The organism is Lawsonibacter sp. LCP25S3_E2 (assembly GCF_052117285.1).
Taxonomy (GTDB): Bacteria; Bacillota; Clostridia; order Oscillospirales; family Oscillospiraceae; genus Lawsonibacter.
On the sequence record NZ_JBQKJL010000011.1, the window covers coordinates 1 to 16,487 of the forward strand.

The following is a 16,487-nucleotide window of genomic DNA, read 5'->3' on the forward strand; positions in this document are numbered from 1 at the left end:
GGACGGCCATAGCGTGACGGAAGTGACCACCGGGGCGGACGGCTCCGCCATGGTGGAGAACCTGCTGCCCGGCGTCTATGAAATTTCTGAAAAGTCGGTGCCGTCCCCCTAAGCTCCAGCATCTTGTCCTCTCTCCGTCGGAGCAGAATGCCCCGAACCTTCCGAACCAGGGAAACTACCCAAGATAGGACTACCACCGCCAGCAGCACATACCAGATGACGTTGGCCAGAGTCTGATTGGCATAATACCATTCATGGAACACGGTGGGAACGACCAGCGCATAAAGCAGTGGAATGGTCAGGCGAAACACGGCTGCCAACCGGAACACAATGGAGAGAAAAATCATCACGATCCCGAGCATCAAGTATGCCATACGCTCCACTCCCTTTCTAAGTTGAGCAAATGGTACCATAGCCGGACAGGCTTTGCAACGGTCTGTCCATGAAAACCAAGCAGAAATATAGGAGGTGAGATCTTGGAGGTCCGCATCAATAAAGAGGTCCGGAATTACCAGGAAAGCTTATTTTTCGGCCTGTCCCTGCGGCAATTTTTGTTTGCCCTTCTGGCCGTTCTGGTAGCGCTAGTCGTGTACTTTTGCCTGCGTCCGGTGCTTGGGACAGGCGAGATCGGCTGGGTGTGCATCCTGGCCGCGTTTCCCTTTGCCCTGGGCGGTTTTTTCACCTACAACGGCATGACCCTGGAACGCTTTCTCATGGCTTATATCCGCTCGGAATTTCTCATGCCCAAACGGCTCTTATTCCGAACGGAGGATCTCTATGTCAAACTTATGGAACACACATCAATAAAGGAGGCCATCCGACTTGATTAAAACCCTTCAAAACACACTGAAGCAGGACAAAGAGCACCTTTCGGTGCCCAAGTCTGTACAGGATACTATCCCCATCCGCCGTCTCTGGCCGGATGGGCTTTTTCAGTTTGGCGGGAAATTTTCAAAAACCATCCGCTTTTCTGACATCAATTACGCCATTGCTTCCAAAGAGGACAAGACCTCCATGTTCCTGGGCTACTCGGAACTGCTCAATGCCCTGGACACCGGCTCTACCACCAAAATTACCATCAACAACAAGCGGCTCAACCGCCGCAACTTCGAGCAGGAGATCCTGATCCCGCCCCAGGGGGATCATCTGGACGGAGGCCGTTCGGAGTACAACGCCATGCTGCTGGACAAGGTCACCGACTCCTCCAACAGCATGGTGCAGGAGCGATATGTCACAGTATCCGCCCATAAGAAAACGCCCGAGGAGGCCCGCACCTTCTTTGACCGGGTCATGAATGATGTGACCACCCGGCTCAATCACCTGGATTCCCACTGTGAGGAGCTGGACGCGGTGGAGCGACTGCGTGTGCTCCACGACTTTTACCGAGTAGGCGAGGAGTCCCGGTTCCATATCGACCTGCGGGAGTGCATGAAAACAGGACGCTCCTTCAAGGACACCATCTGCCCGGACAGTGTGGAGTTTCGGAAGGATCACTTCATCATGGGCGATAAATATGGCCGGGCCATGTTCCTCAAGGAGTATGCCAGCTATATCAAGGACTCCATGATCAATGAGCTTACCAGTCTGAACCGCACCATGATGCTGTCCATCGACGTGATCCCTGTCCCCACCGATGAGGCCGTGCGTGAGATGCAGAACCGCCTGCTGGGGGTGGAGACCAACGTCACCAACTGGCAGCGGCGGCAGAACAGCAATAACAACTTCTCTGCGGTGGTGCCCTACGACCTGGAGCAGCAGCGGAAAGAGACGCGGGAAATGCTGGATGATCTAACCACACGGGATCAGCGCATGATGTTCGCCGTGGTGACTCTGGTGCATCTGGCCGACAGCAAGGAGGAGCTGGACAGCGACACAGAGACTCTCCAGTCCATCGCACGCAAGCATCTGTGTCAGCTGACCACTCTGAACTGGCAGCAGGACGCGGGCCTTGTCACCGCCCTCCCCTTGGGGCTGCGGCGGATCGACGCCCTGCGCACCCTTACCACCGAGGCTCTGGCCGTCCTCATGCCCTTCAAAGCCCAGGAGATCCGGGACCGGGGCGGCATCTACTACGGCCAGAATGTCATCAGCAAAAATCTCATCATTGCCGACCGCAAGCAGCTTCTCAACGGCAACGGATTTGTTCTGGGCGTGTCCGGCTCCGGAAAATCCTTTACCGCTAAGCGGGAGATCACCGCCCTGGCCCTCTCTACCCAGGATGACATCCTGATCATCGATCCGGAAAGTGAGTATCGGCCCCTGGTGGAGGGGCTGGGCGGTGAGGTGGTGGAGATCTCGGCCACCTCCAGCAACCACATCAACGCCATGGATATGGAGCAGGGCTACGGCGAGGGGGAAAACCCCGTGGTGCTGAAATCGGAGTTCCTGCTTTCTCTCTGTGAACAGTCTGTGGGGGCCGGAAAGCTGTCTGCCAAGGAAAAGTCCATCATTGACCGCTGTACAGCACAGTGCTATCACGACTATGTGCGGGACGGCTGCCAGGGCCAGGCCCCCACGCTCCAGGACTTCCACGCGGAACTGCTGCGCCAGCCGGAGGCCGAGGCGCGGGACGTGGCTCTGGCCCTGGAACTGTTCACAGAGGGCAGTCTTAACACCTTTGCCAAACCCACCAATGTGGACATGAGCTCCCGCATCGCCTGCTATGATATACGGAAGCTGGGCAAACAGCTGCTCTCCATGGGTATGCTGGTGATCCTGGACAGCTTTCTCAACCGGATCACCCGCAACCGCCGCCTGGGGCGGAATACCTGGATTTACATCGATGAGATCTATCTACTGTTCCAGCATGAGTACAGCGCCAACTTCCTATTTACCCTTTGGAAGCGGGTCCGGAAGTACGGTGCCTGCTGCACCGGCCTGACCCAGAATGTGGACGATCTGCTCCAGTCCCACACGGCCCGGACCATGCTGGCCAACAGCGAGTTCCTGGTCATGCTCAACCAGGCCAGCACCGACCGGCTGGAGCTGGCCCGGCTGCTGAATATCTCCGACAACCAGCTCTCCTACATCACCAATGTGGACTTTGGACGGGGTCTCATCAAGTGCGGTAGCGCCATTGTGCCCTTCATGGACAATTTCCCCCGTCATACGCAGCTCTATAAACTGATGACCACCAAGCCATCTGACTTGGCCGCGTAATAAAACCAGGGAGGGGCCAAGGCCCCTCCCTGCTGGAGTGAGGTGAGATATATCGATAAGATCAAAGAGAAGCCCCAGGTGCAGCATACTTTGAAAGAGCGGGTCAAGTCCGCGCCGAAGGAATTGATCCAACGGGGGCTGGATGATGGCACAGAACGCCTGCGGGGCCAGCTGCGGGACACGGCCCAGCACGGCCAGCGGGATAACTTCGGTGGTGATCAGCTGGGCGATGCCGAGGTGAGCGGTGTCAAACGGGCGGAGCAGCTGGCCGAACGTTTGCTTGGAAGGCGAAAGAAAGGTGCAAAACACACCCCGGATGCAGGCCCGGACGAATACCCTGACCGTTACGATCCGCCAGGAGCGGCAAGACCAAGAGATGACGGCACCCTGCCTCCAAGGAGCCGCCGCCACGGGAAAGAAGCGGGAGATCCGCTCCGGGCACAGAGTGCGGGCAGAAACCGCCCCCAGCCGCAGTCCGCACTCCAAACGCCTCAAAAGAGAAATATCAAGACCAAGGACGCCTATCTGAAGATGCAAGCCGATCCCGCGCCTGCCACACCACCAAGCGCCTTGCAGCAGGGAAAAGCGTCCTTTATGCAGGAGCGCCAGGGCAACCTTCTCCGCAGTGGGAAACTGGAGCGGCGCTTGCCTGTGGGAGAGGATGGCCCCATGGCAGCTCCTCCCTCGGGAAAACGGCCACAAGGTATAGAGGCCCGCAAGCATCTACATCAGGTGTCTGGGCAGACAGATGGTTCTCATTTGCAGCCCCGGCCTCACGGGGAGACCTCCAGGCAGGCTATGGGCAGCACCGCAAAGACGGCAGCAAAAGAACTAGGCGTACCGGTCAAATCGTCTGGCCATCCCATTTGCAAAACAGCTAGGATCGGAAAGCCGGGTGGGAAACCGCCTGTAAGAGCGTTTCCGGCACGACAGGCCCGCCGTGCGACGGAGGCGGGAGCCAGACTGACACGAACCCAAATGGCCGCAAAGGCAGGCCGTGTGACCGCCAGGCAGGCCGCACAGGCGGCAAACCGCGCGCTCCGCGCCGTGCTCGAGGCAGCTAAGGCTCTGGCCGCCGCGGCCACGGCAGGCGGTGGGGTGGTGATCGCGGTGGTGGTCGTCATCTGTTTGTGCGGCATCATCCTCGCCTCACCGCTGGGCATCTTTTTTGCCGGGCCTGATGAAACAACCGTGGCCATCTCTCCCGCCCAGGCGGTGACACAGATCAACGGCGAATTGGGAGAGAAGATCTCCAGCATGCAGGTGGAGGGTGGATATGACACGCTGGAGATCCAGGGACAGCCGCCCCCCTGGTCTGATATTCTGGCGGTGTTTGCCGCCAAAACGGCGTGCGCTGCTGATGGAACGACCGTGGCGATATTGGATGCGGCCAATGTGAAGGCCCTGCGCACAGTTTTCTGGGACATGACAAAACTTACCTCTACCCCCAGTGAGGTGGAGCATCCCGCCTCCGGAGACACTCCGGCCTGGACAGAGCAAATACTCACTGTGACCATCACCGCCAGAACACCGGATGATATGCGGGTATTTTATTCTTTCACCGAGGAACAGAATGCGGCGTTGGATGAGCTGCTGGCAAACTCCGACATGCTGGCTGCCTTGGCCGGGGATCTCACGATCTCTGACGCCACAGCAAAGAAGCTGCTGGCTGACCTGCCCGCTGATCTGGACCCAGAGCGCCGGGCTGTGGTGGAAACAGCCTGTAGGCTGGTAGGCAAGGTCAACTACTTCTGGGGCGGGAAGTCTCTGGTGATTGGCTGGGACTCCCGCTGGGGCCAGCTTACCAAGGTATGGGCGGACGGCAGCTCGACTACCGGAACCTACCTGCCTTACGGGCTAGATTGCAGTGGATTTGTCGATTGGGTATTTTACAATGTCACTGATGGAGAGTACGTCATAGGCTACGGCGGCGGCGCTCACATTCAGCACACCTACTGTACCCCCATCTCTTGGAATGAGGCTCAGCCCGGCGATTTGGTATTCTATCCCGGTGATGAGCATGTGGGGATCGTAGGTGGCAGAGATGAAAGCGGAAACCTGCTCATCATCCACTGTGCGTTCAGCCAAAATAATGTGGTGATCACAGACCTGGATGGGTTTTCCTTCTTTGGATGTCCCTTGTATTACTGGGAATAAAACAAAACGCATAGCAGAACCGTTAGCAAAGTCAGTTTTCCAAAAATCATCTTGCTAATCGTTTAAAAAATGAATATTTGTCCCAAAAAGCAACAAACACTAAAAAGACTCAACAAAATTCTCACTGAAGCGCTTTGTCAACAGGTCCACATTGAAACGCAATTCTTATCAGGATTAGCTCTCACCGTGAGTTTTTAATCTTCTAGAAGTTTGGATACCAGAATTCCTAGCACACCTGATACCCAAACATCGTTTCCATAGATATGCTGAAAGACTATGTGGGGGGCTTTCAATTTTTGCATCAAACTGCCACATTACTTCATTGTGGCCTGCAAAGCCAGAATTTAGGTAGACAGTAAATTCAGTTCTGTATACCATTCTTCTTGTAATGAGTCAACTGAAAAAGAAAGTTGCTGTGGAGCTGTAGCTCTATATTGTCCAAGGTGCTCAATTCGTCTCACAAGCACTTCTTGGACTAACTCAAAGACACGGCATTACACCCTCGATGGCAAGACGTAGGAATCTATATGTCAATGTATTATCAGAAGATTTCTTTTTCAAGAGCATACTGCCACAAACCCGCTACATTTCAGAAGCCAACACAATGATTAACTGATATATCCATTTTGCAAACACGAACGAATGTGCTTAAATTCTGGAGAGGTGCCGCTCACGCGACACCTCTCCTCTTAAAACTTTATATTACATTCCTACATACGCACATAGGCACTTACCGTGATGTCTGTATAATTTGCGCCTTTTATTGCCCAGTTGTCGTTTAACAAAGAAACCAAATTGAAAAATATCAGTTTTTTTCTTTTGTGCACATTCTTGCCTGCTTGACACTCTGAACAGCCTGTGTGCACAGCCTGGTAATGTTGTCAAATGCACCCGCTTTTATATCTTTGGCGGAACACAACCAACTGCCTCCCACTGCGCTAATATATGGAGCGGAAATATATTGTCCCAAATTTGCAGCATTTACGCCGCCAGTAGGCACAAATCTCACCCCAGGAAACGGACCAGAAAGCGCCTTCATGGCATCTAGACCTCCATACACATTGGACGGGAAAAATTTTAAAGTATGGACACCCAAAGCCAGTGCTGCCATAATCTCTGTCGGCGTAACGCAGCCGGGCAGAACTGCTATACCATGCTCCACACAGTGAGAGACAACAGCCCGGTTAAATCCCGGCGAGACAATAAATTTTGCTCCAGCGGACAGGGCGTCCTTACACATGGCAAGGTTCAAGACAGACCCGGCACCAACTATAATATTATCTTCGGCCTGCGCAACAGCAGAAATAGCGTCCAAACCGGCAGGAGTGCGCAATGTAATTTCCGCGCAAGGCAAACCGCCGGCTTGCACAGAGCGGACAAGAGGAACCGCATCTTCCACGCGATCCAGTACAACAACGGGAACAATACCAATTTCGGCAATGCGGGTCAAAACATTATTCAACGATGGTCCCTTCTTTCCGAATCAAACTAAATTGTGGCAATCCTCTCCATTTAACACCTGCAGAAGATTTTGAGCTGCCATCATACCCATATTGTTTGCTGCTTCCGCAGTAGCAGCTCCTGCATGAGGTGTGAGGATGCAGTTTGGCAATTGGGCAAGGTTGCTTCTGCATGCTGGTTCCTCTAAAGTGGCATCCAAAGCCGCTGCAGCAATACGTTTCTCTTTTAAGGCACAGTACAATGCATCCTCGTCCACGATTCCACCCCGAGCAGTATTGACCAAAATAGCTGAAGGCTTCATCAGACTTAGTCGCCGCTCGTCCACCAGATTTTTTGTTTCAGGTGTAAGAGGAGCATGCAGAGTAATAAAATCAGACTGTGCAAAGAGCGTGTCCAAATCCACATAGCTTCCTCCATAGGTACAGAGAAATTCCTCATCTGGATACGCATCGTTAGCAAGGATACTCATTCCAAATCCAGAGGCTCGCTGGATAACACCTTTTCCAATCCGCCCCGTCCCCACTACACCAAGGGTTTTTTTCCACATCTCAACCCCCGATATCGGCTTATTCGGCAGTCCCTCCCGGATTGCTTGGTTCATAGGACAAATATTGCGTGCTGCACTGAGCATCAATGCAACGGCCAAATCCGCCACAGAATCTCCATTGGCACCAGGGGTTATAGCCACTCGAATCCCCAATCGACGGGCTACTTGTAAATCGACTTTATCATACCCTACACCATAGCGAGAAATAATTTTCAGTTGACCAGCCCGTTCCAGCAAAGAGGCATCGTAGGGTTCCAATCCCGCAATAATGCCATCGGCTAGAGGGATATACTTCCAGAGATCTTCCATTAGGTCGCAGCCGTTTTGCGGCAGGCGGATTACATGGCACCCATTTTTTTCTAATAGGCGAATTGGCGCCTGATCCCGTTGGGCAAAGGAACGTGGAGTTGCTAAAACCGTAAATCTACTCATAATATTGAGGCACCTCTCTTTACATGTAAGGGGCATCCGAGGGCGCAGGCCGGATTTTCCCGCATGATGGTATGTAACACCTCCCGCGCGACTCCCGCACTTTCCAGCATGGGTAGAAAAATCTTTAGCAGATAATCCAAGCCGATCTCACCGCCGTAGGAGCGCATACGCTGATTTGTGGTATCTAGAGAAAGTAGGAGCTGACGGTCAAATCCCTGCTCCAGAAGTTCAAGAATAAAACGAATTTCTTCAGAGTCACTGTGGTATTTAAGTCGGCCAATGGTATCATACTCGATATAAGCCCCTTCTTTGCATAACTGAGCAGTGATGTACTGGTTAGGCAACGTGCGGTCAAGGTGACAGAATATCAGTCGCTGTGGAGGCACCCCGCACCCACACAGGTAGTCTAAAACTTCTAGTGGATTACATCCCTTTTCAGTGTGAATCATCACAGATGTTCCACACTGTAGCGCCGCCCGAGCCGCAGCGGCAAACAATCGTCTAGAATCTTGAGAAAGGGGTTCTCCCTCACAAGCCGTTTTGATAATACCAGCCCGAATTGGCAATACCGATCCGGTCAGAGTTCGATCGGCATTTTCATAAAGGCCAACAGTCAATTCATGGACAAACAACCCTTCCAGCCGTGTCTCAGAAATGGTATGGATCCAGTGCTGCGTGGGATAAAATCGGCGCAAATGGAATCCTGTACTGGCAATCAAAATAGCTCCGGTATTCTCCGAAATCCGTTTTAGCTCCTCAGGCATCCGTCCACATCCTATGGGTTGTGCGTCTACTAAACTTGTTCCTCCACACTGAATGTACTGTGCCACTTCCAAACTGCTCTTGCCCACATCATCAGCTCGAAGTGCAGGATTTAGGGTCGCAGGCACCCCCGATCGGAGCATAATATGCTCATGGCACTGACAAAACCCTAATTCCGATACAGATATATCTCCAGTGACAGTTGTAATCCTTCTAACATCACTCATGATTCTGCCACTTCGGGTTCGGTACGATCTGTACCCCATCGGATCTCCTAACTACCAATTGGCGGTATCCCTTTGTCTCAATAGTTCCATAATCATGACCGGCATCGGCGTCAAAGGCAAATAAAACAATGAGAGGCTGGTCACCAGTATTAATCGTGCGGTGGGCATAGCCACGGGGGACATACACCGCTTGACCGGGCTTCATATCTAATATGCGCCAGTCACCTTCCATATTCTCCAGAAGCATGCACCCTTTTCCGCTGAGAGTGTAATACACTTCGGCAGTCATAAGGTCAGTATGGAAGTGGCCCTTTGTCATAAAAAATTCTTCCCCCACTGTGCCGGGATAGAGAATCGTAGAACCAAAGGCAAGTTCGCCGGGCCGTTCCGGACAGCCCAATTCATAAAATTCATAGATCAAAGGATCATCTTGTTCCAACATCTGCTCATAGGCAGTCTGATCGTAGAACATACCCTTCATTTGAGATAAGCGCCTTTTGGTGGTTTCTGCCTGCTGAGACAATCCGCTGATCAAATCAAAATCCAATGCGAAACCGTGTTCCCAGTCAAAGTTATTCACAATCGTCAACTCCTTGCTCAGACTACTTAGCCACTTGGATCAAACGTTCCAACAATTCTCCCTCAATAGGCTGGTGGAATACTTCAGCAATAACCTGTGTCCAGCCATGAATGAAATAATTCCAGCCGTCCTCTACATGAAGATGTTTTTCTTTCTGTTGTGCCAGGGCCTGCTCTTTGAAAATCAGTTCTCCACGATAGTTGATTTCCCACACCAAAGAATCGCGTGGAAAACTGCAAGCATCGGTCAACGGGCTGCCAGGAGCATCCTTTCCCAATCCTGTGGCATTCACAATCAGAGAGTGGGGCTTCAGGGAGGCAAGGGTACGATCATTATCAGCGGGGGTAGGGTTCAAAATATATTCAATCTTGGTACGATCGTTCAAATTCTCCAACAATTTACGGGCAGAATCCAGCCGAGGCTGGCTACGGTTGGCAATGATGATTCGCTCAGGAACATTATCACCAAATTTTTTCTGTGTAAGATACAGGGTCATGGCCAGAGAACTACCACCTGCCCCCAAAAGGAGAACATCGCCATTATAATCCTTCCAATAGTCTGCAGGCACAAAGTGCTCCAGTGCCAAACCACTGGAGATGGGATCTTTTGCATGGGCACAGAATTTCCCATCCAACTTAGATAGAGAACTAATCTCTCCCAGTTTCCGTGCATAAGGGTCAACATAGTCGAACAAATCTTCACAGGCATGATATAAATCTAATTTATGAGTAGTAACCAATGCTCCCAAAGACAGAGGATCATTTTTTAGAAATTCAACGCATTCTCGATAGTCTTCAACCGGAGAATGGGGTTGAAAGTCAATACCTTTTATCTCCGCATCCAGACCTATAATATCTGCCCATCTGGGAAACACTTTCATTATGGAAGACTGGCCAGTCGTCACGCCAATAAAATAAAACGTAGGCCGTTTAGCCGATTTATACCGATTCACTCATAGCACATCCTTTCAGAGAGGGAATAATAAACAGAGGCGCCGGAGCGCCCCTGTCCGGGTTAATTCTTGTCGAATTATGGAATTAATCCTTATAGTCGCAAATGATCTTTCCAAAAGGCAAATACAGGTTCCCCTTGCCGCAGAAACCGCCGAGGACCTTTTTCGGCTCCAGCAGGTAAGTTGGATCGATTTCACTGCGTTCGTAGGAAATAGAGGCCGGGCCACCAAAGAACTTATCAGGCAGAGCGGTAAACTCACCAGGAGTCAGAATTAATTGGCGCAGAGGCTCGCCATTCTCCTCAGCGCTGGGAATATACTTCAGGGAGAACACACCATCAGGGCTCCAGGGAACCTCGCTCATGTCCGCTTCATAGCGGGGAACAACCAGTGCTTTGACGATCTCATGTCCAAGCCGGTTAGTCTGAGCCCGGACAGCTTCCATCTCGCGGCTGATCTCAATGTCTGCCATTTTTTTCTGATAACCCCAAATCTCACGTCCGGCCGTCAGAGGCAGGTGGCTGTCCACATACAGGAAAGGTTCGTAATCCGCCTCATAGTTATTGTACTTGACCTGAACATAGATGGCTGTTTCACTGAACGCTCCTTGGGTAGTTCCTAAATCAAAGTGAGAATGCCACACGATAACTTTGTTGGTGCGGGCAGTCAGTGGCTCAGGAATGACCTTTTCAATGTTTTCAATATCAGTCTCGTACACAACCAGGTGAATATCCATGTCCTTCCAAACTAACGGCGGCTTGCCATACAGGTCGGACACCACAGGATTTGTAAACCCCCAGTTTTCACGCTTGATCATATCGTACTCCTCCTTAATGAACTAGATAACGTTAAACACTAAGAATGTATTATCATTCTTCAAAAACACTCTAACATAATTATGTATAAATGTCAATGCAATATCAGCAATATATTTTTTTGATATTTTATTTTCTTTTTTTGTTAATTTTTTTAGAAAGCAAATATGTATTTTGAAATTTTCGAAGAAAATCTCGAAATGCCATTTACAAACATAGCTATGTTTGATATGATAATGATGTTGGAGCAAACATAGAAAGGAGCGAGTTTATGCACTTCATTTCATATGATCTGGGCACAGGTGGCGTTAAGGCTTCTCTTTTCACGCAGGAGCTGGAGACATTGGCAACGGTCTTTATTCCCTATCCCACCTATTATCCCGCACCCGGCTGGCACGAGCAGAGGCCAGGCGATTGGTGGAACGCAGTGTGCGAAAGTTCTCACAAGCTTCTAGCAAAAGCAAAAATCTCAGCTGCTGATGTGGGCTGCGTTGCCCTATCTGGTCACAGCTTGGTGACCATCCCAGTAGATACGAAAAAAAATGTTTTGTTAGAGCAGGTGCCGATCTGGTCGGATTCTCGAGCCGCAAAACAAACGGAACAGTTTTTCAAGTCCGTGGAGGAAGAAGCCTGGTATATGAAAACAGGAAACGGATTTCCGCCCGCCTGCTACTCGATTTTTAAGCTGATGTGGTTAAAAGAAACTGAGCCTGAGTTGTTTGCCCGCATCGACAAGGTACTCGGATCTAAGGACTATATCAATTTCCGCTTTACCGGTGAGATCTATACCGATCATTCCTACGCTTCAGGACTGGGGGCCTACGACCTAAAGAATGGTTGCCTGGATGCCGAATTGCTGAATGCCGCTGGATTGAGCAGAAATATATTTCCGCCTATCGTCCCCTCACACTATATTATCGGCCACGTTACTGAACAGGCTTCAACCCAGTGCGGCCTGCTCCCCGGAACACCCGTGGCTTGCGGCGGAGTGGACAATGCATGCATGGCCCTAGGTGCCGTAGGCGCAGAGCAGGGCAGAGTCTATGTTTCACTGGGGTCCTCCAGCTGGATTCCCATCAACTCTGACCGCCCCGTATTGGATGCCAAGCGCCGCCCCTATGTGTTTGCCCACATTCAGGAAGGGATGTACACCTCGGCCTATTCTATTTTTGCCGGCGGTTCCTCCCTGCAATGGATCCGGGATCAACTGTGCAGCGAACTAGCCGACAGTAATGCTTATACCATCATGGATCAGTGGGCTGATAAGGTACCTCTAGGCGCAAACGGTGTGTTCTTTAACCCCAGCTTAGCTGGTGGCACCCGTCAGGATAAAAGCGTCAACATCAGGGGAGCTTTCATCGGAATGCACCTCGGAACTACTCGAGCAGATATGATTCGGGCTGGTCTGGAAGGGATTGCTCTGAATCTCAGGCTTTCTCTGGAAGCCCTTCGAGAACAAGTAGAAGTAAGTGATCGCTTTTTGTTTTGTGGCGGAGGGAGTAAAAGCAAGATTTGGATGCAGATGTTTGCCGATGTATTCAATGCTCAAGTCATTAAGACCAATATTGACCAGGATGCCGCAGCTCTAGGTGCAGCCGCCATCTGTGCCAAAGCCACCTGCTGCTGGAGTGACTACACCAAGATACCTTCTCTGCATCAGGTACAGCATACATTTTTACCTGATGCCAATCGAGCCCAAGCCTATCAGCGGTTGCTCAAACAGTTTGTCCACATCAGTGATGTGCTAGCCGACCTTGGTGATTACATGTCATTTACACAGTAAGTAAAAAAGAGAGCCAGCGAACGCTGGCTCTCTCCCGCTTAAATATTTAGTTTTGCGTACATCAGCCACGCCCCTCAAGTCGGACACTGTATTCATACTTGTCAGCCACCAGTTTGATAAACGCATATTCAAAGGGACCGTGTTCCGTACAGGCAATGCGTCGAACTAAAAGTAAAGGACTTCCTATCGGGATTCGCAAGATTTGTGCCTCCACAAAGTCGGCGCTGACAGCAGATATATGCTCCGTAGCATGAAGAAGGGTGATATTGTACTCCCGCTCCAACATACTGTAAAGGCCCACAAAGCTTCCTGCTCTCTTCTGCAGCCCCGGTACTTGGCTGGAACGCAAATAGTTTTTGATAATAGCGATGGGTACACCGTCCGCGCATTGAACACGCTGCACCAGATATACGCTAGTCCCTTCCGGAATCTCCAACGCAGCAGCCACGTTTTGGCTGGCAGGAACCAGCTCGATACTGATGCCCTGAGTGGTTACCTCGTACCCACGACGCATCAGTGTTTCAGTAATGGACGTAATGCTGTTCAGACGCTGGGTCGTGGTGACATCCAACACCAGTGTTCCCCTGCCCTGTCTTACATCCAGATACCCTTCGGCAGCGAGCAGACCTATTGCCTTACGAACCGTGGTACGACTGACGTTAAATTGTTTTTCCAATTCCGGCTCACTAGGCAACAACGTACCAGCTTTGTAGGATCCGTCCTGGATTGCCCGTTTGATGGAAAAGTATACAGCTTTATATGCGGGTGTTCTTCCCATATTTTTCACCTGTCACAAAATAAATCAAGGTCAATAAATAGTCTTAATTGGAACATTTTCCCTATTTATAGTACTGCAAATCAATAATTCTGTCAAGTATTTATCATCTTTCTCTCTCATTCCAAAAAAGCAGTGAAAGTGAGGAACCTATATGCTCAAGCAAATTAAATGTCCCGGGTGCGGACTATGTATACAAGAATGCTTCTTACAGCCAAATGCTATCTCCAAAACACCTAACGGTGTCGAAATCAATTTGGATAAATGCATCCGCTGCGGCCACTGTGTGGCAATATGTCCTCATGACTGCATGGACAATCCCCTCTCCCCAAAGCAAGAGCCGGTGAGAACACCTTTGCCCGTCAAACAAGCCGTGCACTTTCTACGTACAGCCCGATCGATCCGCTACTACAAGCAGGAGCTTGTCCCCCGTGAGACTCTGGCACAGCTATTGAACATAGGGCGCTACCCCCAGACAGGAGAAAACGCTCAGGGAATCAGCTATCTGGTCGTCAATGGGCGCGAAAAACTCCACGAGATCAATGAGCTGTATTGCAGGATCGCTCAGGATCTTCCGGAAAGCTTTCCAGGCTACAAGGAAGTCAAACATACTGTTTGGCTTCAGCAGCACTATGGATACGATGCATTGTTTTACGATTGCTCTCAACTGATTTTGGCCATCAGTGACAAAGATCTGAGAAGTTGGCAGAAAAACGCCTATTTCTCCCTGACCTTCATCGCTTTGCTGGCTCCCTCTATGGGATTGGGCACCTGTTGGCTGGGGTTGCTGGAGTTTTTGGCGTGCCATCCGGACTATATGGAGCTGTTTGCACAGCTGGTAGACTTACCAAAGGGTAAACGCATTTGCGGCTGTATGTTGGTGGGATACCCGGCCGTACACTTCCGCCGACTGGTGGAACGCAATCCTCTGGAAATTGAATGGCGTTAACACACAAAAATTCCCCTACCGTATCGCAACGGGTGCGGTAGGGGAGTTTTAGCTTTTAAAAGTCAAAACAGTCAGGATTCCCTCCGGTACGCAGGTCTTTGTTCAGTGCATCCATGCGAGTCATCTCGTCAATACTCAACTCAAAGTCAAATAGTTTAGAATTTGAAATAATGCGTTCTTTATGGTTTGACTTCGGCAAAATAATTGTCCCTCGCTGCAGGTGCCACCGCAGAACAATTTGAGCGGTGGTTTTGCCGCGGTTAGCAGCAATTTCATTAATAATAGGATCGCTCAGAACAGGACCATTCTGGCCCCCTAGTGGGCTGTACGCTTCATAGAGCATACCGTACTCTTTGCACAAATCGGTTAGAGCCCGCTGAGACATATAAGGGTGCATTTCAAATTGATTGATCATGGGCATGATCTTGGCGGTACACTCCAGGGCTTCAATGTGTTGCTTGTGGTAATTGCTCACGCCGATGGCGCGAACCTTGCCAGCCTCATATAGCTCTTCCAGTACTTTCCATGCCTGAACGTGCTCGTCCACAGGCCAGTGGATCAGATATAGATCCAGATAATCTGTGCCAAGGCGCTGGAGTGTTTCTTCAAATGCTTCTCTGGAACGTCCCTTGCGCATATCTTCATTCCAAAGCTTAGAGGTAATGAACAACTGGTCTCTGGGAACGCCACAGGTGCGGATACCCTCTCCAACGCTTTTCTCATTTCCATAGACGGCCGCAGCATCGATGTGCCGGTAGCCGGCCTCTACCGCCCAGCGAACGGAATTTGCAGTTACCTCCCCTTCAGGAGACAGATAAACACCGAGACCCAGGATAGGGATCTCCACGCCATTCGATAGCTTCTTTTTGCTGTTAATATCCATATTATTTACTCCTCTTTCGATTCTGATTGCTTAAGTATAGATTTGTCGCTGTGCTTGGACATATTGCAGCCAATGACACCAACCATAATAACGGCACATCCAAGGTAATCATACCACTCCAACGGCTCATGCAGCAGAACTGCACCGCTAACAACAGCCACCACGGTAGCTAATGTAATGAGGACCGAGGAATGAGTCATGGAAAGGTTTGCAATTGCAACATTGTTCAGCAGAAATCCAAACAGCGAACAGCCCACACTTAAGAAGAGAAGATAGCCGTATATCCTTACATCGGTGGCCAAAGCGATATATCGGCCTATATCCCCTAAAAGCAGATGGCGCCCCAGCGCTAACACAGTCATAACAATGGCAGAACTCCACATCATGACTCCAGTAATCTCAATCGCAGTGAAATCATCGGTAGCCTGTCTGGACTTGATCCGATTCAGCGAAGAACACAAGACACAGCCAATCATCATTAGTCGCCCAATATTAGAGCTGCTGTGAGGATCAAAGTCCACCACATTGGTTAAAATTACACCAAGAACGGCAACAACCATAAACATACCTTCACGGTTGGAAATACGTTCTTTGAGTACAATGTATCCCAGCCAAGAGGCCACTACAGTAGACAGGGAGCATAACATCCCGACTTCTGCTGAGGAAATGTAGTTTAGTGCACTGTATTCTAAAATATTGTACAGAATCGGCATCAGCAGACTTAGCTCAACCAGAGGGCGAATGGACTTTCCTCGATAATCCTGACGAATCACACCTCCCCCCCATGCCAGCAGATACAAACTCCCACTGATGAGGTAGCGGATTGATAGGATGTCCAGTACGAAAGCACCATCATGGATCTGCCCGATACGCTTTGTCGCGTACCAAGACAGTCCCATAATAAAAGCCGATAATGTCCCTGATAAATAGCCGATCCACGGTCTTTTCACAAATATATCCGCCCTTTGTCTGAAATAAAGGAAACGGGAGCTGGCCACGAGGATG

The 16,487-nt window shown here is 50.5% G+C and carries 15 protein-coding genes; 5 read left to right on the forward strand and 10 right to left on the reverse strand.

Going from position 1 to position 16,487, the window contains the following annotated elements:
* The coding region (locus ACTQ3R_RS10455) for a hypothetical protein (RefSeq protein ID WP_441779294.1) at nt 1–374 on the reverse strand (374 nt) is incomplete at its 3' end.
* Between the two features lie 102 nt (nt 375–476).
* Here ACTQ3R_RS10455 and ACTQ3R_RS10460 point away from each other — a divergent pair.
* The 3 genes from ACTQ3R_RS10460 to ACTQ3R_RS10470 are packed head-to-tail and all read left to right on the forward strand — an operon-like array spanning nt 477 to nt 5,316.
* Complete coding sequence (locus tag ACTQ3R_RS10460; RefSeq protein ID WP_317326203.1) at nt 477–830, forward strand: PrgI family protein; 354 nt, start codon at nt 477–479, stop codon at nt 828–830.
* Entirely contained in the window at nt 823–3,159 is a 2,337-nt protein-coding gene (locus tag ACTQ3R_RS10465) for a VirB4-like conjugal transfer ATPase, CD1110 family (protein ID WP_441779293.1), read from the forward strand. The genes ACTQ3R_RS10460 and ACTQ3R_RS10465 overlap by 8 nt, the downstream gene beginning before the upstream one ends.
* 42 nt (nt 3,160–3,201) lie before the next feature.
* Complete coding sequence (locus ACTQ3R_RS10470; protein WP_441779292.1) at nt 3,202–5,316, forward strand: NlpC/P60 family protein; 2,115 nt, start codon at nt 3,202–3,204, stop codon at nt 5,314–5,316.
* 805 nt (nt 5,317–6,121) lie between these two features.
* Here the strand turns inward: ACTQ3R_RS10470 and ACTQ3R_RS10475 are convergent.
* The 6 genes from ACTQ3R_RS10475 to ACTQ3R_RS10500 form a co-directional block, all read right to left on the reverse strand.
* Entirely contained in the window at nt 6,122–6,778 is a 657-nt protein-coding gene (locus ACTQ3R_RS10475; RefSeq protein ID WP_441779291.1) for a bifunctional 4-hydroxy-2-oxoglutarate aldolase/2-dehydro-3-deoxy-phosphogluconate aldolase, read from the reverse strand.
* A gap of 21 nt (nt 6,779–6,799) precedes the next feature.
* The gene (locus tag ACTQ3R_RS10480; protein WP_441779290.1) at nt 6,800–7,756 is read right to left on the reverse strand and encodes a phosphoglycerate dehydrogenase; all 957 of its coding nucleotides are present in this window, start codon (nt 7,754–7,756) and stop codon (nt 6,800–6,802) included.
* Entirely contained in the window at nt 7,753–8,784 is a 1,032-nt protein-coding gene (locus tag ACTQ3R_RS10485; protein ID WP_441792697.1) for a phosphotriesterase family protein, read from the reverse strand. The genes ACTQ3R_RS10480 and ACTQ3R_RS10485 overlap by 4 nt, the downstream gene beginning before the upstream one ends.
* On the reverse strand, nt 8,738–9,325 hold the full coding sequence (locus ACTQ3R_RS10490) for a glucose-6-phosphate isomerase family protein (RefSeq protein WP_441779288.1): 588 nt from the start codon (nt 9,323–9,325) through the stop codon (nt 8,738–8,740). Before ACTQ3R_RS10490 ends, ACTQ3R_RS10485 begins: the two co-directional genes overlap by 47 nt.
* Before the next feature lie 22 nt (nt 9,326–9,347).
* Nucleotides 9,348–10,277 (reverse strand): shikimate dehydrogenase family protein, encoded by a 930-nt coding sequence (locus tag ACTQ3R_RS10495; RefSeq protein ID WP_441779287.1) that lies wholly within the window; start codon nt 10,275–10,277, stop codon nt 9,348–9,350.
* Between the two features lie 85 nt (nt 10,278–10,362).
* The gene (locus ACTQ3R_RS10500; protein WP_441779286.1) at nt 10,363–11,094 is read right to left on the reverse strand and encodes an acetoacetate decarboxylase family protein; all 732 of its coding nucleotides are present in this window, start codon (nt 11,092–11,094) and stop codon (nt 10,363–10,365) included.
* Nucleotides 11,095–11,363: 269 nt separating this feature from the next.
* Here ACTQ3R_RS10500 and ACTQ3R_RS10505 point away from each other — a divergent pair, with 269 nt between their 5' ends.
* A complete protein-coding gene (locus ACTQ3R_RS10505; protein ID WP_441779285.1) occupies nt 11,364–12,875 on the forward strand; it encodes a xylulokinase in 1,512 nt (503 codons plus the stop codon).
* A 61-nt stretch (nt 12,876–12,936) separates the two neighbouring features.
* Here the strand turns inward: ACTQ3R_RS10505 and ACTQ3R_RS10510 are convergent, their stop codons facing one another.
* Nucleotides 12,937–13,653 (reverse strand): GntR family transcriptional regulator, encoded by a 717-nt coding sequence (locus ACTQ3R_RS10510; protein WP_441779284.1) that lies wholly within the window; start codon nt 13,651–13,653, stop codon nt 12,937–12,939.
* Nucleotides 13,654–13,804: 151 nt separating this feature from the next.
* Between ACTQ3R_RS10510 and ACTQ3R_RS10515 the strand changes: the two genes are divergently transcribed.
* Nucleotides 13,805–14,599: a nitroreductase family protein gene (locus ACTQ3R_RS10515; protein ID WP_441779283.1), complete on the forward strand. Its 795-nt coding sequence runs from the start codon at nt 13,805–13,807 to the stop codon at nt 14,597–14,599.
* A gap of 55 nt (nt 14,600–14,654) precedes the next feature.
* Here ACTQ3R_RS10515 and ACTQ3R_RS10520 read toward each other — a convergent pair whose 3' ends face one another.
* Nucleotides 14,655–15,482, reverse strand: a complete 828-nt coding sequence (locus ACTQ3R_RS10520; RefSeq protein ID WP_441779282.1) for an aldo/keto reductase — start codon at nt 15,480–15,482, stop codon at nt 14,655–14,657.
* Nucleotides 15,483–15,487: 5 nt separating this feature from the next.
* Nucleotides 15,488–16,432: a DMT family transporter gene (locus ACTQ3R_RS10525; protein WP_441779281.1), complete on the reverse strand. Its 945-nt coding sequence runs from the start codon at nt 16,430–16,432 to the stop codon at nt 15,488–15,490.
* Nucleotides 16,433–16,487: the final 55 nt, after the last annotated feature.

What these genes read in the sequence shown, in the direction of transcription:
- ACTQ3R_RS10485 (WP_441792697.1), bottom strand. Translation starts at nt 8,784, where the DNA reads ATGGGGTACAGATCGTACCGAACCCGAAGTGGCAGAATCATGAGTGAT.
- ACTQ3R_RS10510 (WP_441779284.1), bottom strand. Translation starts at nt 13,653, where the DNA reads ATGGGAAGAACACCCGCATATAAAGCTGTATACTTTTCCATCAAACGG.
- ACTQ3R_RS10515 (WP_441779283.1), top strand. Translation starts at nt 13,805, where the DNA reads ATGCTCAAGCAAATTAAATGTCCCGGGTGCGGACTATGTATACAAGAA.
- ACTQ3R_RS10500 (WP_441779286.1), bottom strand. Translation starts at nt 11,094, where the DNA reads ATGATCAAGCGTGAAAACTGGGGGTTTACAAATCCTGTGGTGTCCGAC.
- ACTQ3R_RS10505 (WP_441779285.1), top strand. Translation starts at nt 11,364, where the DNA reads ATGCACTTCATTTCATATGATCTGGGCACAGGTGGCGTTAAGGCTTCT.
- ACTQ3R_RS10480 (WP_441779290.1), bottom strand. Translation starts at nt 7,756, where the DNA reads ATGAGTAGATTTACGGTTTTAGCAACTCCACGTTCCTTTGCCCAACGG.
- ACTQ3R_RS10520 (WP_441779282.1), bottom strand. Translation starts at nt 15,482, where the DNA reads ATGGATATTAACAGCAAAAAGAAGCTATCGAATGGCGTGGAGATCCCT.